General features: G+C 57.8%; 27 protein-coding genes and 1 riboswitch. Of the genes, 11 read left to right on the forward strand and 16 right to left on the reverse strand.

The annotated features are described in order from the left end of the window. Window positions 1-177: 177 nt before the first annotated feature. Window positions 178-1,215: a YeiH family protein gene (locus GOW31_RS21075; protein WP_171172696.1), complete on the forward strand. Its 1,038-nt coding sequence runs from the start codon at window positions 178-180 to the stop codon at window positions 1,213-1,215. Window positions 1,216-1,305: 90 nt separating this feature from the next. After that, complete coding sequence (locus tag GOW31_RS21080) at window positions 1,306-1,677, forward strand: cupin domain-containing protein (RefSeq protein WP_171172697.1); 372 nt, start codon at window positions 1,306-1,308, stop codon at window positions 1,675-1,677. 63 nt (window positions 1,678-1,740) lie between these two features. Here GOW31_RS21080 and GOW31_RS21085 read toward each other — a convergent pair whose 3' ends face one another. The 11 genes from GOW31_RS21085 to GOW31_RS21135 form a co-directional block, all read right to left on the reverse strand. After that, a complete protein-coding gene (locus tag GOW31_RS21085; RefSeq protein WP_171172698.1) occupies window positions 1,741-2,757 on the reverse strand; it encodes a 2Fe-2S iron-sulfur cluster-binding protein in 1,017 nt (338 codons plus the stop codon). A 56-nt stretch (window positions 2,758-2,813) separates the two neighbouring features. Continuing rightward, window positions 2,814-3,959, reverse strand: coding sequence for an aromatic ring-hydroxylating dioxygenase subunit alpha (locus tag GOW31_RS21090; protein ID WP_217356726.1), 1,146 nt, complete (start codon window positions 3,957-3,959; stop codon window positions 2,814-2,816). 32 nt (window positions 3,960-3,991) lie between these two features. Next, a complete protein-coding gene (locus tag GOW31_RS21095; RefSeq protein ID WP_171172700.1) occupies window positions 3,992-4,243 on the reverse strand; it encodes a hypothetical protein in 252 nt (83 codons plus the stop codon). Next, window positions 4,240-4,788, reverse strand: a complete 549-nt coding sequence (locus GOW31_RS21100; RefSeq protein ID WP_171172701.1) for a TetR/AcrR family transcriptional regulator — start codon at window positions 4,786-4,788, stop codon at window positions 4,240-4,242. The genes GOW31_RS21095 and GOW31_RS21100 overlap by 4 nt, the downstream gene beginning before the upstream one ends. 46 nt (window positions 4,789-4,834) lie before the next feature. Further along, window positions 4,835-5,266, reverse strand: coding sequence for a DUF2141 domain-containing protein (locus GOW31_RS21105; RefSeq protein WP_171172702.1), 432 nt, complete (start codon window positions 5,264-5,266; stop codon window positions 4,835-4,837). Between the two features lie 186 nt (window positions 5,267-5,452). Further along, on the reverse strand, window positions 5,453-6,385 hold the full coding sequence (locus tag GOW31_RS21110; RefSeq protein WP_171172703.1) for a hypothetical protein: 933 nt from the start codon (window positions 6,383-6,385) through the stop codon (window positions 5,453-5,455). A 7-nt stretch (window positions 6,386-6,392) separates the two neighbouring features. Further along, window positions 6,393-7,706: a TRAP transporter large permease gene (locus GOW31_RS21115; RefSeq protein WP_152460436.1), complete on the reverse strand. Its 1,314-nt coding sequence runs from the start codon at window positions 7,704-7,706 to the stop codon at window positions 6,393-6,395. Between the two features lie 4 nt (window positions 7,707-7,710). Beyond that, window positions 7,711-8,244: a TRAP transporter small permease gene (locus GOW31_RS21120; protein ID WP_171172704.1), complete on the reverse strand. Its 534-nt coding sequence runs from the start codon at window positions 8,242-8,244 to the stop codon at window positions 7,711-7,713. A gap of 69 nt (window positions 8,245-8,313) precedes the next feature. Next, the gene (locus GOW31_RS21125) at window positions 8,314-9,291 is read right to left on the reverse strand and encodes a TRAP transporter substrate-binding protein (RefSeq protein WP_171120827.1); all 978 of its coding nucleotides are present in this window, start codon (window positions 9,289-9,291) and stop codon (window positions 8,314-8,316) included. A 52-nt stretch (window positions 9,292-9,343) separates the two neighbouring features. Next, a complete protein-coding gene (locus GOW31_RS21130) occupies window positions 9,344-10,594 on the reverse strand; it encodes an FAD-binding oxidoreductase (protein WP_171172705.1) in 1,251 nt (416 codons plus the stop codon). After that, complete coding sequence (locus tag GOW31_RS21135; protein ID WP_171120831.1) at window positions 10,591-11,724, reverse strand: enolase C-terminal domain-like protein; 1,134 nt, start codon at window positions 11,722-11,724, stop codon at window positions 10,591-10,593. The genes GOW31_RS21130 and GOW31_RS21135 overlap by 4 nt, the downstream gene beginning before the upstream one ends. A gap of 98 nt (window positions 11,725-11,822) precedes the next feature. On the opposite strand from GOW31_RS21135, the gene GOW31_RS21140 reads away from it, so the two are divergent. Beyond that, window positions 11,823-12,743 (forward strand): LysR family transcriptional regulator, encoded by a 921-nt coding sequence (locus tag GOW31_RS21140; protein ID WP_171120833.1) that lies wholly within the window; start codon window positions 11,823-11,825, stop codon window positions 12,741-12,743. Here the strand turns inward: GOW31_RS21140 and GOW31_RS21145 are convergent. Then, window positions 12,704-14,398: a thiamine pyrophosphate-binding protein gene (locus GOW31_RS21145; RefSeq protein ID WP_171172706.1), complete on the reverse strand. Its 1,695-nt coding sequence runs from the start codon at window positions 14,396-14,398 to the stop codon at window positions 12,704-12,706. The two genes, GOW31_RS21140 and GOW31_RS21145, sit on opposite strands and share 40 nt — an antisense overlap. Window positions 14,399-14,510: 112 nt before the next feature. On the opposite strand from GOW31_RS21145, the gene GOW31_RS21150 reads away from it, so the two are divergent. Continuing rightward, window positions 14,511-15,215 carry a GntR family transcriptional regulator gene (locus tag GOW31_RS21150; RefSeq protein ID WP_171172707.1) on the forward strand — a complete coding sequence of 235 codons (705 nt, stop codon included), beginning with the start codon at window positions 14,511-14,513 and terminating at the stop codon, window positions 15,213-15,215. Beyond that, window positions 15,212-15,928 carry an aspartate/glutamate racemase family protein gene (locus GOW31_RS21155; protein WP_171172708.1) on the forward strand — a complete coding sequence of 239 codons (717 nt, stop codon included), beginning with the start codon at window positions 15,212-15,214 and terminating at the stop codon, window positions 15,926-15,928. The genes GOW31_RS21150 and GOW31_RS21155 overlap by 4 nt, the downstream gene beginning before the upstream one ends. A gap of 46 nt (window positions 15,929-15,974) precedes the next feature. Here GOW31_RS21155 and GOW31_RS21160 read toward each other — a convergent pair whose 3' ends face one another. From GOW31_RS21160 to GOW31_RS21175, 4 genes are all read right to left on the reverse strand, one after another. Next, complete coding sequence (locus tag GOW31_RS21160; RefSeq protein ID WP_371813794.1) at window positions 15,975-16,613, reverse strand: hypothetical protein; 639 nt, start codon at window positions 16,611-16,613, stop codon at window positions 15,975-15,977. Beyond that, window positions 16,610-17,386, reverse strand: coding sequence for an ATP-binding cassette domain-containing protein (locus GOW31_RS21165; RefSeq protein WP_171172709.1), 777 nt, complete (start codon window positions 17,384-17,386; stop codon window positions 16,610-16,612). Before GOW31_RS21165 ends, GOW31_RS21160 begins: the two co-directional genes overlap by 4 nt. Further along, window positions 17,386-18,459, reverse strand: coding sequence for an ABC transporter permease (locus GOW31_RS21170; protein ID WP_171172710.1), 1,074 nt, complete (start codon window positions 18,457-18,459; stop codon window positions 17,386-17,388). Before GOW31_RS21170 ends, GOW31_RS21165 begins: the two co-directional genes overlap by 1 nt. Before the next feature lie 108 nt (window positions 18,460-18,567). Continuing rightward, window positions 18,568-19,587: a sugar ABC transporter substrate-binding protein gene (locus GOW31_RS21175; protein WP_152460425.1), complete on the reverse strand. Its 1,020-nt coding sequence runs from the start codon at window positions 19,585-19,587 to the stop codon at window positions 18,568-18,570. Window positions 19,588-19,839: 252 nt separating this feature from the next. On the opposite strand from GOW31_RS21175, the gene GOW31_RS21180 reads away from it, so the two are divergent. The 6 genes from GOW31_RS21180 to GOW31_RS21205 all read left to right on the forward strand — a co-directional run bounded on the left by GOW31_RS21180 (window position 19,840) and on the right by GOW31_RS21205 (window position 24,818). Next, window positions 19,840-20,964 (forward strand): ROK family transcriptional regulator, encoded by a 1,125-nt coding sequence (locus GOW31_RS21180; protein ID WP_171172718.1) that lies wholly within the window; start codon window positions 19,840-19,842, stop codon window positions 20,962-20,964. 121 nt (window positions 20,965-21,085) lie between these two features. Beyond that, window positions 21,086-21,285: riboswitch (cobalamin riboswitch) on the forward strand. 131 nt (window positions 21,286-21,416) lie between these two features. Then, window positions 21,417-22,202, forward strand: coding sequence for a DUF4198 domain-containing protein (locus GOW31_RS21185; protein WP_171120844.1), 786 nt, complete (start codon window positions 21,417-21,419; stop codon window positions 22,200-22,202). A gap of 6 nt (window positions 22,203-22,208) precedes the next feature. After that, the gene (gene cbiM / locus GOW31_RS21190; protein WP_152460423.1) at window positions 22,209-22,820 is read left to right on the forward strand and encodes a cobalt transporter CbiM; all 612 of its coding nucleotides are present in this window, start codon (window positions 22,209-22,211) and stop codon (window positions 22,818-22,820) included. Continuing rightward, window positions 22,817-23,392 carry a cobalt ABC transporter permease gene (locus GOW31_RS21195; protein WP_171172711.1) on the forward strand — a complete coding sequence of 192 codons (576 nt, stop codon included), beginning with the start codon at window positions 22,817-22,819 and terminating at the stop codon, window positions 23,390-23,392. Before cbiM ends, GOW31_RS21195 begins: the two co-directional genes overlap by 4 nt. Then, window positions 23,392-24,171, forward strand: coding sequence for a cobalt ECF transporter T component CbiQ (gene cbiQ / locus GOW31_RS21200; protein ID WP_171120848.1), 780 nt, complete (start codon window positions 23,392-23,394; stop codon window positions 24,169-24,171). Before GOW31_RS21195 ends, cbiQ begins: the two co-directional genes overlap by 1 nt. Further along, window positions 24,168-24,818 (forward strand): energy-coupling factor ABC transporter ATP-binding protein, encoded by a 651-nt coding sequence (locus GOW31_RS21205; RefSeq protein WP_171120850.1) that lies wholly within the window; start codon window positions 24,168-24,170, stop codon window positions 24,816-24,818. The genes cbiQ and GOW31_RS21205 overlap by 4 nt, the downstream gene beginning before the upstream one ends. The last annotated feature ends 92 nt before the right edge of the window (window positions 24,819-24,910 follow it).

A 24,910-nucleotide genomic window follows, 5' to 3' on the forward strand; every position in this document is an offset into this window, starting at 1 on the left:
CGAACCCTTCCGCCGCGACGCAATGAAAAAACCCGTCGCCGTCGCAGGAATCTCGGCCGACGACATGAAAGCTCAGGTCGAGCTGTAATCTGATCATGCCTCCACCCGGGCCGAATACGGTGCGGGTGGGGGCAGGCTTTGCCTAAAAGGCAGCTCAAATATTGCAAAGGAAGTAAGATGCAGGCGTTGAGTGCATCCAACTCGCCGTGGCTTCGGGCACGGTCTTTCGTTCGTTTGAACGGGCACGGTTTCCTTGTTTCCGTGGTTGTTGCCGTCGCAGCGAAGTTCTTGTCCGAACATTATGGTGCCCCGGCGATGCTGATGGCCCTGTTGCTGGGCATCGCGTTCCATTTCCTGGCCGAAGACGATGCCGGCGACTGCAAGGCCGGAATCGAATTTACCGCACGAACGGTTCTGCGTTTTGGCGTTGCGCTGCTTGGGGCGCGTATTTCCGTTGAATTGATGATGAGCCTTGGCGCTGATCTGATTGCCGTTGTGATTGCCGGTGTGATCCTCACGATCCTGTTCGGGCTTCTTGGCGCGCGTCTTCTGGGCCGTGGTTGGCGCTTTGGGGTGCTGACGGGGGGATCGGTTGCGATCTGCGGTGCATCGGCCGCGATGGCCTTGTCGGCCATTCTGCCCAAAAACGAGCATTCGGAGCGGAACCTGGTTTTCACGGTACTGTCGGTTACTGTTCTGTCTACAATCGCGATGATCGCCTACCCGATCCTCACCGAGGCTTTCGAGTTCAACGACGAGGTTTCAGGGGTCTTCCTGGGCGGAACGATCCATGATGTCGCGCAGGTTGTCGGGGCCGGGTTTTCGGTTTCGGACCAAACCGGTGAGGTGGCGACTTTGGTCAAGTTGATCCGTGTCGCCATGCTGGCCCCGGTGGTGCTGGTCATCTCGTTTCTTGTCCGGCGCCATGCGGAGTTCAGCGAGGAAGACGGCAAGCGCCCGCCAATTTTGCCGATGTTTGTCGTTGGCTTTCTGATCTTTGCCGTCCTGAATTCAATGGGCCTGATCCCCGAAGTGGTAGCGTCGGCCATGGCCGATCTCAGCCGGTGGGCGCTGCTGGTGTCGATTGCGGCAGTGGGCATGAAAACGTCGCTCAAGCGGATTCTGGATGTGGGCGGGCAGGCCATCGTCCTGATCGTGGCCGAGACGATCTTTATCGCTGCTCTGGTTTTGGCGGGTGTCTACTTGTTTCATTAGAGGATGGCGGAAATCCAAGACCAGCACGTGACCGACCATTGGCCGGTCACGTCATCTCGCACTACATGACCAGCAGGAGGGTATGACCTCATGACGACACAGGTACTCAATCTTTTCGATGAGCCCGCAACACGCAGCGAAAGGCGTTTGGCCGATCTTCCCGATCGCGTTGTCGAGGGTGATCCGCATCACAAGATTGGAATGCACTTCACCAGCCCGGATGGGCAATTGTCTGCCGGGACCTGGACGTCTACGCCGGGCAAATGGCACGCGTTCACGGACAAGGACGAATATTGCTATATCGTCAAAGGCCATTGCGCCCTGATCCACGAAGACGGGACCCGTCAGGATTTTCGCACCGGGGCCAGCTTTTTGATCCCCAATGGCTTTCGCGGCTATTGGGAAGTCGTGGAAGAAACGACCAAGCACTTCGTGATCCGAGATTGCGCGCCCGACGCATGATCCGATCCGTGAATGAACCTGAGGCGGCGTGAACCGGCATGCCTCAGGCGCGTCATCGGCTTTTCAGCGACGGGTCTGGTCAAAGCTGATCGTCAGTTTTTCCGCCGTGGGTATTGACTGGCAGGTCAGGATTTCTCCGGCTTTGATGTCTTTGTCTTCCAGCGCCATGCGCGCCCGCATATGAACTGTGCCGTCGGTCAGTTTGGCCCGGCACGCGCCGCAAACTCCGGATTGGCAGGAATACGGTGGCTTGAGCCCCGCTGACTGCGCTGCGTGAAGAATGGTCTGTCCCTTGGAGACCGAAATGAGATGTCGGGTGCCTTCCAGCGTCAATTCAGCGCTTGCGTCCACCCCTTCAATACCCGTGTCCAGATCCGGCGCAGAACCATAGCTTTCCATGTGGATGCGGTTCTGGGGAACATCAATGGACATCAAGGCCGATTTGACGGCCTGGTTCATATCGCCCGGACCACAGATATAGTACCGCGCGTCCTGGGCGTAAGGTGGATACTCGGCGATCAACGCTTCGATTGCGGCCTTGTCGATTGTACCTTGCCGCCAGTACTCGGCGCTGGACCACCAGCCGGGTTTCGAAAAGACATGGTTGATTGTAAAACGTTCGGGATGCGCTTGCTGAAGCACGCTCAGTTCGTGCTGCAACAGGATGCTCTTCGCGTTTGTGTTGCCATACACCAGATGCGCGACTGAATGGGGCTCGGCTGTCAAAGCCGAGTTCAGCATTGCAAAGAGCGGAGTAATGCCAGAGCCCGCGCCAAAAAAGTAATGGGTGCGCCGCGCCGTTTCGTCGGGGTCCAGGCAGAAACTGCCAAATGGCGGCATGACGTCAATGGTTTGCCCTTCCTGAACAGTGTCGTTGATGAAGTTGCTGACACGGCCACCCTTGACCCGTTTGACGGTGATGCGAAGCGGGTCCCCGGAGTAAGGCGAACTGGAGATCGAATAGCTTCGACGGTGCTCTTCGCCATCAATATTGAAACGAACGGACACGTGTTGGCCCGGCCTCCAGGCGAATATGTCCATCAGGTGGTCAGGGACATCGAACATAACGGTCTTTGCCACGCCATCCGGCTCGACTCTGGTCCCGCAAACGCGCAATGGGAAAAAATCACGCGAGTTCATTTCCCTTCCCCCAACCATTGCAGAACAACTTTCTGGTGCTCGATGACGGGACTTTCACCGTTTGCCGCCGGACCTGCTTCAAAATACGGAGAATGCAGGGATTTCTGCTGTTGCTCGCACGCGTAGATATCTTCGCCGGTAAAGTCACCGGCAACCATCGGGTCATCTTCGCCCATCGCGTCATTGGCTTCGTATTTCCCAGCTATTCCAAACTTGGACCAGAAAGAGGACGACTTCATCGACTGTTTGGTGAATTCCCATTCCGAGCTGTTGGACACCCGCCCGCGGTTGTGAACTCGCGTCAGTTCCGGGCCCAGGGGTTCGACAATGAAGATGTTCCAGCCATCTTCCGAAGCGGCCAGACCAATCCCCGGGAACAGCATCGGCACCCAGGCGCCGTTCATGTCTTTGGGGATGACGCGCGGGGCGGTCAGTTTGCTGTCCTGATCTTCCAGAAACTCTGCCACGGGCGGCTCCCAAAACATGTAATGAGGTCCTTCCCAGTGGAATTCGGCGGATTTGTGGTCATACATCTGAAGCGTATTCGAATGCAGATGGCTCAGGTGGTAAACGTCGATGTAATTTTCGACGACAACCTTCCAGTTGGCCTTTATCTCATAGCTGGTGCTCAGGTCTTCGTACTCAATCAGCTCTTCCGGTACGTGCGGGCCGATATGGGGTTCGACGGGGCCGAACCATTCGGCGATGGAAGGCGCGTCGGGGTCTGGATGGACGAAAATCATCGATTTCCAGATGTCGACCTTGGCGGGTTTCAGGCCAAGACAGGACTTGTCGACCTTGCCAAATTCCTCGTGCTCATCCGGCACCGAAATCAGATTGCCTTCAAGATCGTAGGTCCAATCGTGATAAGGACAGGTCAACGCTTTTTGCGTTTTGCCAACCGCGCGGATCAATTGGGTTCCGCGGTGGCGGCAGATGTTATGGAAGGCGCGCAGGCGACGATCGCGCCCCATGATCACGAATATGTTGTTGAGTCCGGCCTGCACGGCGATGAACTGGCCGGGTTCACTGACATCCTCCATAAAACCGGCGTAGCGCCAGGTTTTGGAGAAGATTTCGCGCATTTCCCGGTCGAACCAATCCTGGCTCGTGTAAGCTTCGACCGGCAAAAGGTGCAGCATGGGTTTCATTTGAGCCTCTTGTGAAGGAATTTTCAAAACGTTTGGGGGAGAAAGTCGATGGCGATCATCGACAGGCCTAATGCGACCCAGGCGAGTTGGATCAGCCAAAACAGGATGGGGTCCTCATCCCGGGTTACGTCGGTCAAAAGCAAAGCGTGACCGGAATAGAAATTCGGGATTGTCCAGAACATGAAAAGAAGCCCCCCCAGAGCCTGATAGCCAAGTACCGTCGTCACCATCAGCGCCGCGAAGGTGATGTAGTTCAGCTGTCGCTTGCGTGTCATGGTTCTTGCGCCAGGCCATTGAACAGCGCACGCGCGGCCTGTTCGGCCTGAGTTTTCCAGACATTCGGCATATCCAGAGGGGCCAAAGACGTCGCGTTGAAATAAAGCGCCACAATGCCATGAGCGGCGGTATTGACCTTTGCGGCATCCACATTCGGGAAATCCGCGCGCAGTATCGCAGCAATCGTAGTTTCAAAGGCAAGCAGAGCCTCTCGACAAGCCCGGCGAAGCGAAGCATCCTCGACCGCCCGCGCGGTGAGTGCTGCGAAGGCAAGTACCATATCCGGTGACGTCTGGTTCATGTCCGAGAACAGAAGATCGATCAGATGTCTTGATTTTCCCGACGCCGGCAAGCCTGCAACGAGTGCGTCAGACTGTTCCGAAAAACTTTTCAGAACATAGTCTTGCAGGGTCGTAATCAATTCATCCCGATTGCCCAGGTGATGCCGGATCAGAGGCCGTGTCAGGCCCGCCTCCTTGGCTATTTGCGAAAGCGATGCACCATCAAGGCCATATCTCGCAACACATCTGACCAGAGCCTGCATAATCTGCTCATAACGTTCATCACGATTTGAGGGGCGCCCGATCATGTTATTTCCAGTATTTCAGCTTCAGGTCTGCGGTTGCACCGGTGCCGACGGCGACAGCGGCATCCGCGAATTCCGGCGGCAGACCGTTCTGCCCCATACCGCCAAAGGCGTACCCTTCGGTTGGGACATCCTTCTCGGTATCCAGGTCGTTGTTGCTGTTCTCGTCGTGAATCGCGGCAATCGCATAGGTGCCAAGCGGGAGATTGTGAAAGGTGACCGAAGCCAAGCCCTTGACAGCAGGAATGGAAGCCAAGGCCGCCGCGTTCGCCACGTCCATGGCCCTAAAAGATTTTGAGTCATCGAACACGGCAATGATCAAATCACCCTCTGCATTGCGCACGTCCTGCACCGTCGCAGTGAGAGTTTGTGCGGATGCCCCGAGGGTTGAAGCTAGTGTCATCACAGATGCGACGACCAGTTTGCTAATCGGCATGATATATCCTTTACTGTCAACATTGACAGTAAATAGGAAGAGTGCAATTAACTGTCAATAGTGACAATTATTCACCCGATTTCCCTGAGCGTGTTTTTTTGCATTGAACCAAGCACGACGTATCGGCCCAACGCCGACAAGGATCGGAGAAAAGGGATAAAAATATCCTAAGGCGGCTTTCCAAAGCTACTCGGGCAAGACTTGCCTCATGTAGAGATGACGCATGACCATTGGCGTCAGGTACATCGGGATTTGATACGCCCCGATGAAGGCCATGATGGGTGCGGTGACCTCGGGCGGTAAAGCAACGAAGAATATCGCGATGTTTCTGTTTCCCGCGATCAAAGAGACAGCGGTTGCTCTGGCTGCCGGCAGACGTCCTCGGGTAATCCGGAACGAAATGAATTGTGCTCCGAAATTGGCCAGACAGGCGAGCGCGATCCAGAAGGCCGCGACGGCCGGGCTTTTCAGCGCTGTGGTGCTGACGGAAGGCATCAGGCCGATGACAAAAACGGCCAAGGTGATTGTGCCCAACCCTTCCAGATTCACCAATGTGGAGTGTGATGGTGAACGCAACCAGACGCGCCGGACAACAATGGCGGCGCCGGTTGTGCAGAGTATCGTCAACAGCAGTTGCAACCCGGCCAGCAGAACAGAGTGAATGCCGCCCAGTTCAGGCATGAGCAGGAACACCGGAAACGCTGTCAATGGCAGCAGGGCGGTCCCAACCACCATCATTCGCATCGCGTGTTCAGGTGGGTAGCCCATCATCAAACACATGTTGGGACTGCCGGAAATCGAGGGCGCAGCCGCCATGATGAGCAGGGACAGAAGCACCGGCGTTCCGGTCCATCCCCCGACAAATCCGATGGCCAGAATGATCAGCGGTATCACGAATTGAAACCCGATGACGGTGAACGCGACCTTGTGCAGATCGCTCAACGATCCAAGAATGGTTTCGGGGTCCATTCTCAGGACGGTGACGAACAGCAACAACACGACCAGGGGCGGCAGCAGGCCTCGCATGGGCTCGGCCAAACCCGGCAATAGAAGACCCGCCGCCAATCCGGCGACCAGAACACGGGGCCCGTGGCGGGCCGTCAGATGGAGCAGGTTCAAGGCCGTTTTACCCGCCCGGGCTCTGACGCAAATTCTCGGGCAGCCAAGTGGCGAGGTCGGGGAACCAGATGAGGATGAAAACCATCAGCACCATGATCAGGAACATCGGGATCGCAGCGCGTGCGATATAGCTCATCTCATGGTTAGTCATGCCCTGCATCACGAACAGGTTGAATCCGATCGGTGGTGTGATCTGCGCCATTTCAACGACGACCACGATGAAGATGCCGAACCAGATCAGGTCAATGCCAGCGTCGCGGATCATTGGTTCCACCACGGCCATGGTCAGCACGACGGAAGAAATCCCGTCAAGAAAACAGCCCAGAATGATGTAGAACACCAGCAGGACCATAAGCAGTTCGAAACGGGTCAGTTCCCAACCTGCAATCAGATCGGCCAGCCCGCGCGGCAGACCGGTGAAGCCCATGGACAGTGACAGAAACGCAGCGCCGGCAAGGATCAGGGCGATCATCGCGCTGGTTCGTGTGGCGCCCATCAAGCTTTCAGTGAATGTCTTCCAGTTCAACGACCCCTGGCCTGCCGCCAGCAGCAGGCCGCCGATCACCCCGAAAGCCGCAGCTTCGGTCGCAGTGGCATAGCCCAGATACATTGAGCCGATGACGACCGTGATCAGAAGGATCACAGGCAACAAAAAGCGGGAATTTCTGACTTTCTCGGAGAAGCTCAGCTTGCCCTCGACATCCGGGGTCCAATCTTTGCCCAACTTGGAATAGATCGCGACATAACCCATGAACATCGCTGCCAGCACCAAACCGGGAAGGATGCCGGCAAAGAACAGCTTGGTGATCGATTCATTGATCGTCACCCCGTAGACGATCAGGGTTAGGGACGGCGGGATCATCAGCCCCAGAGTGGCCGCGCCGGTCAGAGTACCGATGATCATCCGTTCGGGGTAGTTGCGCTTCCGCAGTTCGGGGATTGACATCTTTCCGACGGTGGTCAGCGTTGCGGCCGACGAACCTGAGACTGCCGCGAAGACGGTACAACCCACGATATTGGTATGCACCAAACCGCCGGGCAAGGGGGCCATCCAGGGGGACAGCCCTTTGAACATGTCTTCGGACAATCGCGTGCGGTACAGGATTTCGCCCATCCAGATGAACATGGGCAAGGCGGTCAGGGTCCACGACGACGAAGCGGACCAGATCGTCGTGATCATCACGTCGCCCACGGGGCGGGTGGTGAACAGCTCCATCCCGACCCAGGCGACCCCCATCAGGGCTAGGCCGACCCAGACACCGGTCCCGAGAAGGGTGAACAGAACAAAAAGGAAAAGGATGATGACAGACAGATTTTCCATGCGTCTATTCTCCGTGGCTCTGGTCGGCCAGATCGCGGACAATGCGATGGTCACCTTTGAACAGGACGTGGATCAGGTGATCCGTCAGCGCGATGGCCAGGATCACGGCTCCGATCAGCATCGCGGATTGCGGAATCCACAGCGCGGTTCTGTCCTGACCCTGGCTGATGTCGTTGAACTTCCAGCTCCAATAGACGAAGCGATAGGCATACCAGCAGAAATACCACATGACGGCCGTGCCGATGGTGAAACACCAGATTTCAAGGACACGCCGCACGCTGTCCGGTACCGCGTTCAGAAGGATCGAAACCCGAATGTGGCTGCCCCGGTTCAACGCATTGGCAAAGGCCAGAAAAGATGCCGCCGCCATTGCATAGCCGGCATAGTCGGGCGCTCCGGGAAATACTTCACCGGTCCAGCGGGCCAGCATCTGCACGACGATCAGCAAAAGAATGGCAATCAGGCTGACCGCCGCCAGTACCCCCGCTGCAAGATAGATGAAATCCAGAACGGACCGAAGCCCCCGCAATACCGCCATGGCGTCCCCGCTTTGTTATGATTGGATGGAAAACAGGCGACGCAATGCAGCGCCGCCTGCCTCGAACGGTTACTGAGAGGCGTTGAACGCGTCGACGATGGCTTTGCCTTCGTCGCCGGCGGCTTCCAGCCATTCATTGGTCATGGTCACACCAATCTCTTTCAGTTCATTCGTCATCTGCTCGGATGCCGGACCGACGGTCATGCCACCATCACGCAGACCTTGCAGAGTAAAGCCGGTATATTCCTTGGCGCGCCAGTTGCCCGCGTATTCCGCCAGCTCTGCGCAGGCCTTGATGACGTTCTTGTTGGCGTCGGACACGCCCGACCAGACATCCGAATTCACCATCACGTAGTTGCGCGGCAACCAGGCATCGACTTCGTAGAAATAGTTCAGGCTTTCCCAGACCTTGCGGTCATACCCGGTCGATCCCGAAGACACCATCGACTCGGCGACACCCGTCGCAAAAGCCTGACTGATTTCCGCCGCTTCGATCGTCACCGGCAACATGCCCGTCAGCTCGGCCAGTCGCGAAGTCGCGTTGTTGTACGAACGGAACTTGATGCCCTTCATATCGGCGACCGAGTTCACCTCATTCTTGAAATACAGCCCCTGCGGCGGCCACGGTACAGCATAAAGCAGCGTCAGGTTCTGCTCTGCCAATACTTTTTCGATAGATGGCTTGGCGGCCTCCCAAAGCTTGGCGCTGTCGTCGAACGAGGTCGCAAGGAACGGGATCGAATCGAAACCGAACAACGCGTTCTCATTCTGGTGGCCGGACAGAAGGCGTTCGCCGATCGGGGCTTGCCCGGTCTGGATTGCGCGTTTGATATCGGCACCTTTGAACAGCGAGCCGGATGGATGCGTAACGATTTCGATCTCACCGCCGGTTCCGGTCGTTACACATTTGGCGAATTCCGCACCGGTGGCCGAATGGAAGTTCGACGCCGAATAGGCCATCGGCATGTCCCATTTTTCGGCCATGGCCGGTGCCGCCGCGGCGGCAGTCAAAGCGGTCGCCGCCAGAAGGTTTGTCAGTGTTTTCATCGTTTTCTCCCTATCGAGTTTTAAAATACCGATGTTTTTCTTCGGTCTGTTCTTATGGTGCAAAGCGCGACGGCGCATAAATGCTTACGTCGGTGTTCGGGGTTCTGCCCGCAATCATCTGCGCCAAAAGCCGCCCGGTCTTTGGCCCACCTGTCAGGCCGATGTGATGATGCCCAAAGCCCATATAGGCCCCTTTGATTCCGGGCACGTCGCCTATGATCGGGATCGAGTCAGCCGGGGCCGGCCTGTGCCCCATCCATTCCACTTCCTCCTTCCATGTTATGCCCGGAAACGCGGCCCGGGCATTCTTTCGCATCAATTCAAACGGCGCGCGCGAGGGCGGTGCGTCCAGCCCACCGAACTCCACGATACCTGCCAAGCGTATGCGCCCATCCATAGGCGTGGCAACAAACTTGCCCGAAGCCACCATGACCGGGCTGCGGGGCATGGCAGAAGGTGCCATCAATTCAAGATGATAACCGCGCTCGCTTTCAAGAGGAACAGAAACCCCCAGTCGCTTTGCCAGCGGCCCCGACCAGACGCCAGCCGTGACAATGGCGGTGTCGCAAGCGATGGTCTCACCATCCGCGCGTACACCGGTAACGCGGCCGTTGTCGCGGGTGACGTCTTCTACATTGGCGCGGATGATCCGGCCTCCGCCGTCCTCAACATGGGCGGCCAAGTCTTTCACGTACTGCCCGGGATCGGTGATATGACCGTGGTTTGACAGCTTGGCAGCGAAACCGATATCCGGGCTGAACACGGGGTCATAGTCGTGAAACGCCTTGCCCTCCAGTTCTTCCCAATCAAAGCCGTTCTTCCGCCTTATTCCCCAGCCCAACGCATCTTGTTCAAAATGGGCCCGGTTCTCGTAGAGAAACAGATAGTCGCTGGGCACGATCCACTTTTCAGCGCGCGTGCCTGCCGCCAAAGCCTTGTGATCATTCAGGCTGTCGCCGACGATCGGCGTCAGCGCCGCCGCGATCCGTTCAACGTCTGCCACGTTCGCGTGGCTCAGATATTGCCGGAGCCATGGGAGCAGCTTGGGCAGATACCCCCATTTCAAAAACAGCGGCTGCGACGAACTCAGCAACATTTTGGGTGCTTTGCCAAGCAGTCCGGGAACCGTCACAGGTATGATGGAACAGGACGCCAGCACACCGCCATTGCCATGAGACGTGCCTTCACCCGGTCCGGCCTTGTCGAACAGGATCACGTCGTGCCCGTCCCGTTGCAGCCAGACCGCGGCCGACACGCCGACGATACCGGCGCCGATGATGGCTATGGTTTTCTTGTCGCTCATTCTGAAACCGCCCTGGCCACTGCGTAATGGTTCAGTTTGGCCACCTCGGGCCTGCCGCCAAGCCCGGGGGTTTCGGGCACGCAGACCTGACCGTTCCGGATCCGGAAGGGTTCTTCCAGAATGTCCTCTTTCAGAAAATAGGACGCCTGATAAAACTCGCAGCCCAATGTGATCTCGGGTGTCGCGGCAATCAGATGGGTGCCCGCAAGATGGGCTAGGCCGGCCTCGAACATGTCCCCGCCATACGCCGTCAGGCCGTGCGCCGCCGCGATGCGGGCGACCGTTTGCCCGCGGGTCAGTCCGCCAGACTTCATTATTTTCACCGAGACACCATCGCAAATGCTTTCACGCGCGGCGCGTTCCATATCTTCGGGACCAAAGACGCTTTCATCGGCGAGAAGGGGAACATCGGTCATATGACGTAGCTTCGCCATCATGCCGAAGTGATGGGCGCGAACCGGCTGTTCGATGAAATCAGGATTGAACCGGGCCACGTCCCGCACCCGCGTCGGAGCCTCCTCGATGCTCAGCCCCTGATTATAGTCCACGCGGACCGAGAATTCAGGGCAGTTCTGCGCAAGGTACTCCAACCGCATGATGTCAAAGGCGTGATCCTTGAACCCGGTCTTGAGTTTGACAATCCGCACGCCGTCCTCTCGCAACCGCGCCAACAGGTCTATGTCCTGAGAAAAGTCCGGGTTGGCGATGGAACAGCTGAGCGGAATGGTGCTGCGGCAGCGACCGCCCAGCAAAGACCAGACCGGGATGCCGCTGATACGGCCGGCCAGATCCAGCAGCGCGGTTTCCAGCGCGGCCTTGGCCTCGGTGCAATGCGCCACGGCACAGGCCGCGCGCGCCATGATGGCTGACCGGTCGCCCACGCGGGCGCCAAGAACAAGAGGGCGTATATATCGATCCAGTGCCGCGAATGTCGCTTCCGGGGTGCCGGTGAACACCGACCAGGGTGACGCTTCGCCAAATCCCTGTGTGCCATCCTCGGATGTCAGTCGCAGCATGACGACTTCGCAGGCGCCTTCGACGGATCCTATACCGTGATCTCGGCGGGACGTGACCGGAAGCTTCAGGTGCCAAAGGTCGTAACCGATGATGTTTTGTGACAGATCGTTCATTCCGCCCCCTGTGGTTGAGCGAAAGCCTGCCTTGACGAGCATATCATTTCAAATACTATATCTTCGACAGTTCATCAGAAAAAATGATACAGTAATCCATGTCCCTACGCTTTCGCCAGCTTCAAGCGTTTCACGCAATCATGGAAACCGGTACCGTAACCGGTGCGGCGTCGGTACTTGGGATATCCCAGCCTGGTATCAGCAATCTGTTGGCTCAGTTGGAACGCGAAGCACGACTGCCTCTGTTCGAGCGCAACAAGGGCCGTTTGCTGCCCACCCCGGAAGCCGAGCTGCTGTTCCGCGAAGTCGACACGGTCGTGCGCGGGCTGGATCACGTGGCGCAGGCCGTGACGGATTTGCAGAACAAACATCCCGGTCAATTGCAGGTTGCGGCACCGCATCTTCTGTCATTTGGTTTCATGCCGCGCGAGATCGCTCGTTTTGCCAAAAGCCGCCCCAACCTGTCCGTCAGTTTCCAGTCGCAGTATTCATCCAAGATTCAGGAATGGGTGATTTCAGGCCTGTTTGAAATCGGCATCGTCGAGATGCCGATCCTGCACGACACTCTGAATTATCAGGTGTTTCAATTCGAAACACTTGCGACTTTTCCAGAAAACAGCCCCTTGGCGGATTATGACGTTCTGACACCGGAAATACTGGAAAACGAGCCCTTCATCGTGATGGGTCCGGAACACCAAACCCACCGCCGAACCCGCGACATCTTTCAGGCATCCGGGCGAACGTGGCGGACACAGATTCACACGCACCTGTCCGAGAACCTGCTGAGTTTTGTGAAACAGGGCATGGGGGTTGCGATGATCGATCCCTTTACCGTGACGTTCGATGGTGAGAGCGGGTACAAGACCCGCCCGTTCAGGCCATCCGTCATGCTGGATCTTGCAATCATCACCGCAAAGGGGCGCCCCCTGTCCACGATTGCGCAGGAATTTCTGGCCCAGCTGACCCCGTCGATTGCCTCTTACGCGACCCATTCCGACACAGGTGCAGCGGCCTCGTGAAGCTGCTGCGAATGGATGTCGACCAATGTGGGGCCATCATGTTCGAGGGCCTGTTTCAGCACTTTCGGCAAGTCCTCAGGGTCCTTGACCGTCCATGATTTCACTCCAAAGGCGGCTGCGACAGCGGCGTGGTCGGTCCGGTTGAAATCAACGTTGTAATAGCGTTGATCAAACCCAGCATCCTGACCCGCCTTGATCCATCCGAAGACCGAGTTCGAGAACACGATCGAGGTGATCGGCATTTTGTGCCGGACCATCGTTTCAAACTCACCGCAGGCGAACCCAAACGAACCATCACCCATGACGGCAAGCGTCTTGACCGAGGGCCGCCCGACATGTGCACCCATGGCCGCCCCCAGAGAATAGCCCAGTGCTCCATGCGCGCGATTTGTGATGAAACGCCGCCCGGGTTGCCGCCAACGGTAATGTGCACTGAAATAGGGGCAGGGGGTGCCGGGATCAGCGACCACAATCGCATCGTCGTCCAGAATGTCCATCAGGGACGCCATGACAGCCTCGGGCCGTATCGGGGTTTCCCGACTTGCAGCCAAGGGGGCAAACGCCGCCGCCTTGGCCTCCCACGCGGCGCGGGCCTTGGCTGTTCCGCCTTGACCGTTCAGGTCCTGCCGTTGCTCCAGTGCATGAGCAAGTGCCTCCAACGCCAGACGGGCATCGGCGCAAATCGCGACTTCGGTCTGATAGTTTGCGCCGATCACCATGGGGTCACTGTCGATGTGAATGATCGTGGTGTAGCGCCCGGGGCTTCTCCACCGTTCGGTCGTGACCGAACCGGCGCGGCACCCGATGAACAGGACGACATCAGCCTGATCCACCACGGCGCGTGTCGCGGGGATGCCGCCGTTCGATCCGACGACACCCAGGGCCAGAGGATCGGTTTCGGCGATGGACCCTTGGCCTGAAACGGTTGTGGCGACGGGCATATCCAGCAGACCGGCGACGCGGCGCAACGCATCGGTTGCGCCGGACAGAACCGGGCCGCCGCCACATACCGCGACGGCGGTTTTGGCCTGGGCAAGAATGGCTGCGGCTGCTTCGATGGCATCAGGATCGGGGGCAGCCCGCTCTGCGGGATAGCTGCGATGCCGCTCGTCGGCCCAGATTTCCGCGTCGTCCACCTGTGCCTTCTGCGTATCAAACGGCAGTGCCAGATGGGTCGCGCCGGGTGTTCCCGTTGTCATCGCCCGGAACGCCGCTCGAACCATGGCCGGAAGACGGGCAGCATCATCCAGAGACGCGTTCCACTTCGTCAACGGGCGGAACAACGCTGGCTGATCCAGTTCCGTCAAAGGATACTTCCCACGGCTGGTCGTCGCCACATCGGACGTGATCGCCAGGATTGGAACCGAACTTTCATTGGCCTCGACCACACCCGGCAGAATGTAGGTCGCACCACCGCCGGAAGGGCCTTCGCAAACGCCGGGCTTGCCTGTCACACGAGCATAGCCATCCGCCATGTAGGCAGCGTGCCGTTCGTCGCGGGTCAGAATGTGCTGAATGCCGTGATCCATTCGGGCGAGCGCGTCATAGAACGGCAAGGTGGTATCGCCGCACAGGCCGAACATATGCGTCACGCCATGCGCCTCGAGCATACGCACCATCGCCTCGGCTCCGGTCAGGTAATTCGTCCCTGTCATGGTTCGCGAATCCTTCGAGTAATAATTGTATACATAACTGTATACAGACTTGCATATTGATTTCAAGAATTGAGTGTGGCACCTGTGAATCAACGGAAGAAAGGCAGGGTTTATGGCAGGTCCACGTGTCGATGATATCTATGATCAGGTCAAAGCCATGGCGGTGTCCTTCCGCCTGCGCCCCGGTGACCGCCTGAACGAGGTCGCGCTGTCCAGGGACCTGGGCGTCAGCCGCACGCCGTTGCGTGAAGCGTTGAATCGTCTGGTCGCCGAACGGCTGTTCGATTTCCGCCCGGGGCAAGGGTTCTTTTGTCGTCGCTTGGATGCGCAAAGCGTGTTCGACCTTTTCGAGCTGCGCCAGATCATCGAATCCGCCGCGGCCCGATCAGCCTGCGCCAGGGCGACGGATGAAGACCTGCAAATGCTGCGTGATGAACTTTACGAAACGGGCATCGACATCACCGGCCTGACGATCGAAGAGGCAGTGACCCGGGACGAAGCGTTCCATCAGGGGATCGCAAAACTGTCAGGGAACATGGAGTTGTTGCAAACTCTGACGCGGATCAACGAGCGCATCCGCTATATCCGCTGGATTTCCATGAGCATGGACCGGGTGCAGAAGTCCAAGGACGAACATAAACACGTCATGCAGGCCCTGCTGGATAGGGACGCGGACGAGGCGGCCCGGGTTCTGGCGGCTCATATCACAAAGCGAATGGATCAGGTTCAGGACGCTGTGCGTCACGGGATTACCAGCATCTACATGGAAGGGGCCGAAGACATCTCGACCCGCATTATCGAGGAGGCACAGGGATGATCGTGCAGGGCGGCAAATCCATTTACGGCGCATCGGTGGGAATCCTCATGCTGGACGCGCAATTCCCAAGAATTCCCGGTGACATGGGCAATGCGCAGACATGGCCGTTTCCGGTGCTTTACCGTATCGTCCGGGACGCCTCGCCCGATCGGGTGGTCCGGCATCGGGCCGAAGGTATGCTCGAGGTCTTCATCGCCGCCGCGCAAGAGCTGGTCAAAGACGGCGCGGACGGAGTAACAACCAATTGCGGGTTCCTGTCCCTGTTCCAGAAGGAGCTGGCCGAGGCCGTTCCGGTTCCCGTCGTCACCTCGTCCTTGATGCAGGTCGAAATGGTGAATCGTATCCTTCCCAAGGGAAAGCGCGCGGGCATTCTGACCATTTCGGCCTCCACCTTGACCAATGACCATCTTCAGACTGCCAATGTCCCTTTGGACACGCCAATCGGCACAACCGAGGGTGGGCGGGAGTTCACCCGCGCAATTCTTGGCAATGAATCGCGTCTGAATGTTGAGAAAGCCCGGGAGGACAATGTTGAGGCCGCAATCGCGTTGGCGTCGGACAATCCCGAACTTGGGGCAATAGTTCTGGAGTGCACGAATATGTGCCCCTATGCGCCGGATATTCAGCAGGCGACCGGACTACCGGTGTTTTCGATCGTGTCCTTCGTGACTTGGTTCCAGGCCGGTCTTGTTCCGCCGGTGTACCGGAACTGACCTTTGGCCTATCATCAAGACGGATTGTGTTGGCCGCAGGCAAAACTCAAGCCAGTGTCAGATCTCCGGGTATCGAATTTCGGATCACGCGCTGTGCATTCGGCAGATCGTTCGACTGCGCACGGTCCTTGGCGGCATTGGCGTCCAGACCATGGCCGATCCATCTGTTGGTCAGGCGGGTTTCGAGTGTTTTCAAATCGGTGTCTAGAAATACCTTGAGTGCCCACAGTTGGTGAAGGTCCGACCAACCCGGCTCGTTCAAGAGAAGGTAATTGCCCTCAACCAGAACAACGCGCTGATCCGCCGTGATCATGGACCGCGCGGCAATGGCCAGATCCAGTTCCCGGTCAAACTCGGGTATTGCGATTTCTTCTTCCGCGCGCAATCGATCAAGCAACGCATGAAAGCCGGCAAGATCAAAGGTTTCAGGAGATCCTTTGCGGCTCAGCAGGCCGCGATCCTTCAAGATCACGTTGTCATAGTGGAAGCCGTCCATGAAAACCAGTCCGGTTGCGACGCCGCGCAGATTGAGCTCTTTGGTTGCAAGGCCCGCCGCAGTCGTTTTTCCCGATCCCGGCGGCCCGGCAATCGCGACAAGATGCCGGTCTTGCAGCGGCGGCAAGGCCTGAACGGCATCCGCGATTTTGGTTGCAAGCGCCTCGGGGGTGGCAAGTTTACCCGTCACGCGGCTTGGTCCTCGGCGGGCGGTTCCTTGGCACCGGTCATGAACGCCACTGCGTCGGACATCGTGTAATCCTTGGGATCAACGACGCAGAGGCGTTTGCCCAGCCGATGCACGTGAATTCGATCGGCGACCTCAAAAACATGAGGCATATTGTGGCTGATCAGGATGATCGGAATGCCGCGAGACTTCACGTCCAGGATCAGTTCAAGAACGCGCCGACTTTCCTTTACGCCCAATGCGGCGGTTGGTTCGTCCAGGATGATGACTTTTGATCCGAATGCCGCGGCACGTGCCACCGCAACACCCTGACGCTGACCCCCGGACAGTGTTTCGACGGCTTGATTGATGTTCTGGATCGTCATCAGGCCCAGTTCGCTCAGCTTGTCGCGGGCGAATTTCTCCATCGCCGGACGGTCGAGCATTCGGAACCAAGATCCCAATGGCCCTTTGCGCCGAATCTCGCGCCCCATGAACATGTTGTCCGCGATCGACAGGGCAGGGGACATCGCAAGTGTCTGGTAAACCGTTTCAATGCCGGCTTCGCGCGCGTCAATCGGCGAATGAAAATTCACCTTCTGACCTTCCAGCCAGACTTCGCCCTCATCCGGCATCACCGCGCCGGACACCGCCTTGATCAGCGTTGATTTGCCTGCCCCGTTGTCGCCGATCACCGCCAGAATTTCACCCGGCATCAGATCGAAATCGCAATGGTCCAGTGCAGTCACCTTGCCATAGCGCTTCACAAGGTTCCGTCCTTTGAGAATAGGTTCCATCAGCCTGCCACCTTTCTGATCCACTGGTCGACCGCGACCGCTGCGATGATAAGGATGCCGATCAACAGGAACGTCCATTGCGCGTCAGCGCCCAGCAACCGAAGCCCAAGCGTGAAGACCCCGACGATCAACGCTCCGAACAATGATCCGAGAATGGACCCGCGGCCGCCGAACAGGGATATGCCCCCGATCACAACCGCCGTTATGCTTTCTATATTGGCCAACTGGCCTGATGTCGGAGACACTGATCCGATCCGGCCGATCAAAGCCCAGCCCGCAAAGGCACAGATCAGCCCGGACAACATGTAAACGGACATAAGCGTTCGGTGCACATTGACACCTGACAACTCGGCAGCTTCCGGGTCATCTCCGACCGCGTAAACATGCCTTCCCCATGCGGTGTGACGAAGGGCGTAGGAAAGCCCGAGGATCAGCACAAGCATGAAGATCACGCCGACGGTGAATACCGCCCCGCCCACGTTGAACTTGGCCCCGAAAAGTTGCAGAATTGCGGCGTTTTCTTCGATCTCCTGCGACCGGATTGTTTCGTTCTGAGAATACAGGAAGTTCGCCGCAAGAACGATTTGCCACATGCCAAGCGTCACGATGAACGGCGGCAGTTTGATGCGGCTGACCAGATACCCGTTCACCGCACCGATTGCGGTGCCAACGAAAAGGCCGCAAACAATCGCGACCGTTGGTGGCAGCCCATATCGGAAGGTGAACTGACCCATGACAACCGACGACATCACCATGATTGCCCCGACGCTCAGATCGATACCGGCGGTCAGGATGACGAGGCTTTGCGCCGCCGCCACGATCCCGACGATCTGAACCTGTTGCAGGATCAGGGTCAGCGCGAATGGCGAGAAGAACTTGGAGCCCAGCAAAGCCCCGAAAATGACGATGGCAGCCACAAGAACGATCAGCGGCACCAAAGAGGGGTTCACATGCAGAAAATGCTGAACCGTTCCGACGAACCCGCGGTGGTGATCGTCAAATTCGGCAATCTGTTCCGGGCTGCCTTTTGCAGCGGCTTCGAAGTCGTCTGATCGTCGTGAAGTATCGGACATAAAGGTTCCCCCAAAGCGTCAGGTTGCTGACGACTTTAGCAAGTTTTCGGGCGAATGGGTGGTTTGAAATGCGGAAGGCCGCCCTCTGCGGCCCTCCGGGTGGTCAGGTTAACCCCAGCAGAGGTCCATGCCTTCTTTGACCGAGATCGACTCGACGCCTTCGGCAGGCTTGTCCGTTACAAGCGCTACGCCGGTGTCAAAGAAATCCTTGCCAGGCGTGTTTTCAGGCTTCACGCCTTCGTCCGCCCATTTCTTGACGGCTTCAACACCCAGCGATGCCATCAACAGCGGGTATTGCTGCGACGTCGCACCGATAACACCATCGGCAACGTTTTGGACACCCGGGCAGCCTCCGTCCACGGAAACGATGAGCACGTCATTTTCGCGCCCGATGGCTTTCAGCGCCTCGTAGGCGCCTGCCGCGGCAGGCTCGTTGATGGTGTGAACAACGTTGATCGTCGGATCCTTGGCCAGAAGGTTTTCCATCGCGCGGCGACCACCTTCTTCGTTGCCGGCGGTGACATCACTTCCGACAAGGCGGGGGTCATCTTCATCACCGATTACGTTCGGATCCGCCAGATCGACACCAAAGCCTTGCAGGAAACCCTGATTGCGCAGCACGTCAACTGTCGGCTGACTGACGGCAAGATCCAGTGTCGCAATTTTCGCGTCGTTGGCTGCGTCGCCCAGCGTGGCTTTGGCCCATTGTCCAATCAGCAGCCCGGCAAGGAAATTGTCCGTGGCAAACGTTGCGTCAGCCGAGTCAATGGGTTCCAGCGGCGTATCCAGAGCGATAACCAGAACACCTGCATCCCGCGCCTGCTTCACGGCCGGAACGATGGATGATGTGTCCGAGGCCGTCAGCAGAATGCCTTTGGCGCCGTCCAGAATGCAGGTCTCAATAGCTTGCACCTGCGTTTCATGGTCACCGTCAACTTTGCCCGCAAAGGCTTTGAGCGTCATTCCCAGCTCTTCCGCTTTTGCAGTCGCACCTTCTTTCATTTTGACAAAGAACGGGTTGGTGTCCGTCTTGGTGATCAGGCAAACAGTTTCGCCTTCCGCCATTGCACTGCCAGCCATGGCAGTAACCCCGAGCGCAGCAGCACCCGCAAGTTTTGCAAGTTTCATCGATTATCCTCCCAGTTTTTTCTATGCCGAGTAGGGCACGAGGGCGATCAGGCAAAAATCCTGACCCCATAAGAAACAATCACAAGATTCGAATTTTGAGTCAATAAATAAATCACTCTTATTTATTATTGACAGTGCGGGCGGGCTTTCTCATTCTTCAGCAGGAAAGGGGTGGTCGTGCCGGAAAATTCATCTCGGAAAAATTCGATTGGCCTGCACGGGTCAGAGGTACGCGGAACCAACCAAAGCGGGATGCGGGCCCGGAACGAACGGCTTGTATTGTCGCTTGTCCGGCGTCACCAGGCCCTTTCGAAGTCCGAGATCGCGCGCATGACAGGACTGTCGGCACAAACCGTTTCCGTCATCATGCGGCTGTTGGAGAAGGATGGTTTGCTTTTGCGCGGCGAACCGGTCCGCGGGAAAGTCGGGCAACCTTCCGTTCCCATGCGACTTAACCCGGATGGTGCCTTTTTCTTTGGGCTCAAGGTGGGGCGTCGCAGTGCCGAGTTGGTTTTGACTGACTTTGTCGGAAATGTGCGGCAACGCGATCGGCGAACCTATGACTATCCAACGCCGAAAGCCACTTTGGAGTTTTCCACTGAGAGTCTGGGCAAAATGATATCATCCATGTCGCCTGAGGCCAAAGGCAGGATTGCGGGACTTGGGATTGCCATGCCGTTCTACCTATGGGACTGGGCCCAGACCCTTCAGGTTCCTCAGGAAGAAATGGACCCGTGGCGCGTATCAGACCTGAAGGCTGACCTGGCGCGTCGCCTCGATATTCCGGTATTCCTGCAAAATGACGCCACTGCGGCTTGTGGGGCGGAATTGGTATTCGGTCCAGCCGATGGGCCCAGGGATTTCCTGTACTTCTATATCGGGTTTTTCATTGGCGGCGGTGTGGTCCTCAATGGCGCAATCTTTTCGGGGCGTGGAAACGCGGGCGCAATCGGCCCCTTGCCTGTGCCAGATGATGCCGGTGGTGTCAGACCCCTTATCGACGTGGCCAGCCTGTACGTGCTCGAGCGTGCAATCACCACAGCAGGTGTCACGTCGCATTCCATTTGGGAAACGACCCAGCGTTGGGATGTGCCAAAAGTTCAACTGGAATACTGGTTGAAACAGACGGCGAGCGGGATTGCCTTTGCAATTGTCTCATCCTGTAGCCTGATAGATTTCGAATGCGTGAAGATTGACGGCTGGATGCCGCAGGACATCAAGGCGCGTTTGGTTGAAATGGTCGAAGACAAACTGTCTGAGCTTAACCTGACCGGTCTCGAGCGCCCTGCCGTGCTGGCAGGGACCGTGGGCCCGGAAGCACGCTCACTGGGCGCGGCGAGCCTGCCGTTGTCGGAAAGGTATCTTTCAGAAGCTTAGATGTGAAATCACCTTGTTGCCTTGGATATTTCACAAACTGGTTCACTCTCGCAAACTGCCGAGCTCATTATTTTCGATGGCCGTAACACATTTTCGTTGACGGAGGGCTGAGTTGTCTGGCAAGCCGCTCGGCATGTCCGGTTCCGGGGCTTGCTCTGGAATCAATAGGGAATGCGGTGCGGGCTCAGGCCCAATTCCGCAACTGCACCCGCAACTGTAAGCGGCGAGCAGGGCTGAAACGCCACTGGGGGTTGCCCGGGAAGGCCAGTCCAACGCTTTGACCCGCAAGTCAGGATACCTGCCGGACATGTGCCCTCACAAGGGGCACTCCTAATCGGCGACGGGATGTGCGTCGGACCAGGATGCCTGAAAGGGTGATTTGGCGTTGAATGTCCCGTGGTCAAAACGAATTTCGCGCCGGGATTGGCGCGACGGGACAAGGACGACTGTTCATGAAAACGCTGCTCAGCGCAGCCGCTGCCGCGGTGGCTCTTCCTGCCATCGCAAATGCGCATTTCCTTTTGGAATACACCACGGACACCATGATCGAGAAACCGGGCGATGTGCCGGTCAAACTGATTTTCTGGCATCCGTTCGAGAATGGCCATGTCATGGATCTTGAAAAGCCGCAGGAATTCTATGTGATCCACAACGGTGAAAAGACCGATTTGCTGGACACGCTGGAACCTATCCGGTTCACCGGCGGGGAAAACGAGGGCGCGGCGTTCAAGGGCAGTGTCCCGGTCAAACGTTCGGGCGACTATGTGCTGGTGACGGTTCCTCAGCCTTATTATGAGGAATCCGAAGACATTTATATCCAACAGCTCACCAAAGCCTTCCTGAACCGCAACGAATTGCCGACCGACTGGATGAATCCCGTGGGTCTGCCGACCGAGATTATCCCGCTGAACAAGCCGACCAACATCATCGCGGGTTCGACTTTCACGGGCCGTGTGCTGGCTGATGGTCAGCCGGTTGCGGGGGCCGAGATCGAGATCGAGTACATGGCCGCCGAACCCGACATGGAAAGTTCGGCCGTTTCTGCACCGAAAGCGTCTCCTATGCCGGGTGGTGCGGTGGTCGCAATATCTGACGACAACGGGTACTTTTCGTTCGGCGTTCCGAAAGCCGGTTACTGGGGTTTCGCCGCCCTTGGTTCCGGTCCGGCAACCGAACATGAGGGCAAAGAACTCAGCCAGGATGCGGTCATCTGGATTCGTGCCTGGGATCTGGAGTAACCCCAAATGCACATCGTCGACGGAGCCCTTTCCAACCCGGTTGTAATTGGCGGCGCCATAGCCGCCGCGGGCGGGATCGCCATGGGTCTCAGGTCTCTGGATCTTGATCGCATCCCCACTGCGGGCGTGCTGTCAGCCAGTTTCTTCGTGGCATCCTTGATCCACGTGCCCATTGGTCCGTCGTCGGTCCATCTGATCCTCAACGGCATGGCCGGGCTGCTGCTTGGTTGGGCCGCATTCCCGGCTTTGTTCGTCGGGCTTTTGCTACAGGCGGTCTTTTTCGGCTTTGGCGGGTTGACGGTGTTGGGGATCAACACCGTCAATATCGCCTTTCCCGCAGTGGTGGCCGGAATGTTGTTCGGTCGTCTGATCGCGCGTGGAACGCCTTTGCAAGGTGCGATTTGGGGGGGCGTCGGCGGCGCATTTGCGATTGCGGCGACAACCGGCATGGTCGCGTTTTCCTTGGCGCTGTCGGGGGATGAATTTCTGCCTGCCGCCAAGCTTGTTTTCTTCGCCCATATTCCTGTCATGGCCATCGAGGCGATTTTGACCGGGTTCGCCGTGTTGTTGGCGCGCAAGGTCAAGCCCGAGCTGTTTTTCAGAGGAGCAGCCACATGAAGCATCTGGTTGTCATATTGGCCGTGTGCTGCGCACCTGTGCCTGCCCTGGCGCACAAGGTCATAGCCGGCGTTTTCGAGTCGGGAGACGTCATCGAGGGCGAAATTGGCTTTTCTAACGGCGACATGGCAAACGGCACCGAGGTCATTGTCACCGGCCCGGATGGGGCCGAGCTGGGTCGATCGGTCACGGATGCGGACGGTTTTTTTGTCTACACGCCGACCTCGGCCGTGGCGCACACCTTCTTTGCCGACCTTGGCGCCGGGCATGTGGCCGAAGTCACGATGTCTGCCGAAGATGTCGCGCGGATCATGGGCGTTGCCGTGGCAGAAAACGGTGGCTCATCTTCGGCTGCTGTGACGCAAGCCAGCGGTTCGGCGGCGTCTCTCAGCGCCGAAGAGCAGCAGGTTATCGCCAAGGCCGTACGTGACGAATTGCGCCCGCTCAGGCGCGAGATTGCGGCCTATCGCGAACAGAATGACCTGCAAACCATCCTTGGCGGGATCGGGTACATCGTTGGTCTGTTTGGTCTGGGCTTTTACATGGCGGCCCGCCGCAAGCTGGCCTCCTGATGGCACACGTTCTGGGGCACAAGGAAAAAACACTGTCCGAAGCCGGTGACGGACCAGAAGGTCTGATCAGCCTGCTGGATCCTCGGATGCGGATCGTCATGGCAGTTGTTTTTGCGGTCGTGACCGTGGCGCTGTCATCCCTCGGCGCGCTTTGCGCGGCGCTGACAGTGTCGCTTTCGCTTCTGATAGTTTCACGTCTGCCGCGGCGAAAGACGTTGAAGCGAATGGCCATGATGGATGGGTTCATCCTGTTCATGCTGGTCCTGTTGCCCTTTTCCATGCCCGGGGATCCGATGTTCACGCTTTGGGGATTCTCCGCAAGCTGGCAGGGTTTTTGGAAAGCGGTCGAGATTGCCTTGACCGCCAATGCCGTGATCCTGTCCCTGTTGGTTTTGGTCGGGACGATGGAGCCGGTTACACTGGGCCACGCCCTGCATCGTCTGCGGTGCCCCGAAAAGCTGGTTTACCTGCTGATGTTCACGATCCGGTATATCGAGGTCTTGCGCGAAGAATACCTGCGGCTGCGCGCCGCCATGAAGGTGCGTGGTTTTCGGCCAGCAACAAACTGGCACACATATCGCAGCTTTGGCTACCTTGTGGGTATGATGCTTGTGCGCGCGATCGAAAGATCAGAACGCATCCTGGCCGCTATGAAGTGCCGGGGGTTTTCCGGGCGTATGCCGTTGCTTCAGGAATTTGCCCTGACCCGTGCGGACATTGTGTTTGCGGCAGGTTTCAGCGGTCTCTGCCTGGGTCTGATCGTTCTGGAATTCGCATGACACTGATCGCGCTTGAAGACATCTGTTTTTCCTACCCCGGCCAGCCACCCGTTCTGGACGGGGCAAGCCTGAGCCTGAGCGCGGGGCAGCGCCTGTCCCTGACAGGCCCGAACGGAGCGGGGAAATCGACGCTCCTGCGGATTTTGCTTGGGTTGCAGCGCCCGTGTTCGGGCACTGTCACCGTTTTTGGTCAGCAACGCGTGGAAGAGGCTGATTTCCATGAGGTCCGCCGCCGGGTGGGGCTTGTATTTCAGGATGCGGACGATCAGCTGTTCTGCCCGACCGTCGCCGAAGACGTTGCTTTTGGTCCGCTCAATCTGGGCAAGACCCGTGACGAAGCACTTGCCATCGTCGACAAAGTACTGGGCGATCTGGACCTGATGCACCTGAAGAACCGCATTACCCATAAATTGTCAGGCGGAGAAAAACGTCTGGTGACCCTGGCGACGGTTCTGGCGATGGAACCCGAAGTGCTGTTGCTGGACGAACCGACGAATGCGTTGGATACGAAAAACGAAGCGCGCCTGCTAGAAATCCTGCGCGCGTTGCCACAGGCGATTTTGCTTGTCAGTCATTCGCCGGCGTTCCGCTTGGAACTGGCGCCCGATGAACTGGATCTTCGCGACGGGAAGCTGGTGCCGGTCTGACCTGTTCTCGTGGCAACCGGACATGGTGGTTTCAGATATGCAATCATACCGCCTGAGCCACGCCATGAAACGGAAAGCGAACCTTGTGCGTC

Origin of the sequence: Ruegeria sp. HKCCA0370 (assembly GCF_013033705.1) — a bacterium.
Classification (GTDB): Bacteria; Pseudomonadota; Alphaproteobacteria; order Rhodobacterales; family Rhodobacteraceae; genus Ruegeria.

Excerpts from the sequence above, each read along its gene's own strand:
- GOW31_RS21075 (WP_171172696.1), top strand. The coding sequence starts at position 178 with ATGCAGGCGTTGAGTGCATCCAACTCGCCGTGGCTTCGGGCACGGTCT.
- GOW31_RS21080 (WP_171172697.1), top strand. The coding sequence starts at position 1,306 with ATGACGACACAGGTACTCAATCTTTTCGATGAGCCCGCAACACGCAGC.
- GOW31_RS21090 (WP_217356726.1), bottom strand. The coding sequence starts at position 3,959 with ATGCTGCACCTTTTGCCGGTCGAAGCTTACACGAGCCAGGATTGGTTC.
- GOW31_RS21095 (WP_171172700.1), bottom strand. The coding sequence starts at position 4,243 with ATGACACGCAAGCGACAGCTGAACTACATCACCTTCGCGGCGCTGATG.
- GOW31_RS21100 (WP_171172701.1), bottom strand. The coding sequence starts at position 4,788 with ATGCAGGCTCTGGTCAGATGTGTTGCGAGATATGGCCTTGATGGTGCA.
- GOW31_RS21105 (WP_171172702.1), bottom strand. The coding sequence starts at position 5,266 with ATGCCGATTAGCAAACTGGTCGTCGCATCTGTGATGACACTAGCTTCA.
- GOW31_RS21115 (WP_152460436.1), bottom strand. The coding sequence starts at position 7,706 with ATGGAAAATCTGTCTGTCATCATCCTTTTCCTTTTTGTTCTGTTCACC.
- GOW31_RS21120 (WP_171172704.1), bottom strand. The coding sequence starts at position 8,244 with ATGGCGGTATTGCGGGGGCTTCGGTCCGTTCTGGATTTCATCTATCTT.
- GOW31_RS21125 (WP_171120827.1), bottom strand. The coding sequence starts at position 9,291 with ATGAAAACACTGACAAACCTTCTGGCGGCGACCGCTTTGACTGCCGCC.
- GOW31_RS21130 (WP_171172705.1), bottom strand. The coding sequence starts at position 10,594 with ATGAGCGACAAGAAAACCATAGCCATCATCGGCGCCGGTATCGTCGGC.
- GOW31_RS21135 (WP_171120831.1), bottom strand. The coding sequence starts at position 11,724 with ATGAACGATCTGTCACAAAACATCATCGGTTACGACCTTTGGCACCTG.
- GOW31_RS21140 (WP_171120833.1), top strand. The coding sequence starts at position 11,823 with ATGTCCCTACGCTTTCGCCAGCTTCAAGCGTTTCACGCAATCATGGAA.
- GOW31_RS21145 (WP_171172706.1), bottom strand. The coding sequence starts at position 14,398 with ATGACAGGGACGAATTACCTGACCGGAGCCGAGGCGATGGTGCGTATG.
- GOW31_RS21150 (WP_171172707.1), top strand. The coding sequence starts at position 14,511 with ATGGCAGGTCCACGTGTCGATGATATCTATGATCAGGTCAAAGCCATG.
- GOW31_RS21155 (WP_171172708.1), top strand. The coding sequence starts at position 15,212 with ATGATCGTGCAGGGCGGCAAATCCATTTACGGCGCATCGGTGGGAATC.
- GOW31_RS21165 (WP_171172709.1), bottom strand. The coding sequence starts at position 17,386 with ATGGAACCTATTCTCAAAGGACGGAACCTTGTGAAGCGCTATGGCAAG.
- GOW31_RS21170 (WP_171172710.1), bottom strand. The coding sequence starts at position 18,459 with ATGTCCGATACTTCACGACGATCAGACGACTTCGAAGCCGCTGCAAAA.
- GOW31_RS21175 (WP_152460425.1), bottom strand. The coding sequence starts at position 19,587 with ATGAAACTTGCAAAACTTGCGGGTGCTGCTGCGCTCGGGGTTACTGCC.
- GOW31_RS21180 (WP_171172718.1), top strand. The coding sequence starts at position 19,840 with ATGCGGGCCCGGAACGAACGGCTTGTATTGTCGCTTGTCCGGCGTCAC.
- GOW31_RS21185 (WP_171120844.1), top strand. The coding sequence starts at position 21,417 with ATGAAAACGCTGCTCAGCGCAGCCGCTGCCGCGGTGGCTCTTCCTGCC.
- cbiM (WP_152460423.1), top strand. The coding sequence starts at position 22,209 with ATGCACATCGTCGACGGAGCCCTTTCCAACCCGGTTGTAATTGGCGGC.
- GOW31_RS21195 (WP_171172711.1), top strand. The coding sequence starts at position 22,817 with ATGAAGCATCTGGTTGTCATATTGGCCGTGTGCTGCGCACCTGTGCCT.
- cbiQ (WP_171120848.1), top strand. The coding sequence starts at position 23,392 with ATGGCACACGTTCTGGGGCACAAGGAAAAAACACTGTCCGAAGCCGGT.
- GOW31_RS21205 (WP_171120850.1), top strand. The coding sequence starts at position 24,168 with ATGACACTGATCGCGCTTGAAGACATCTGTTTTTCCTACCCCGGCCAG.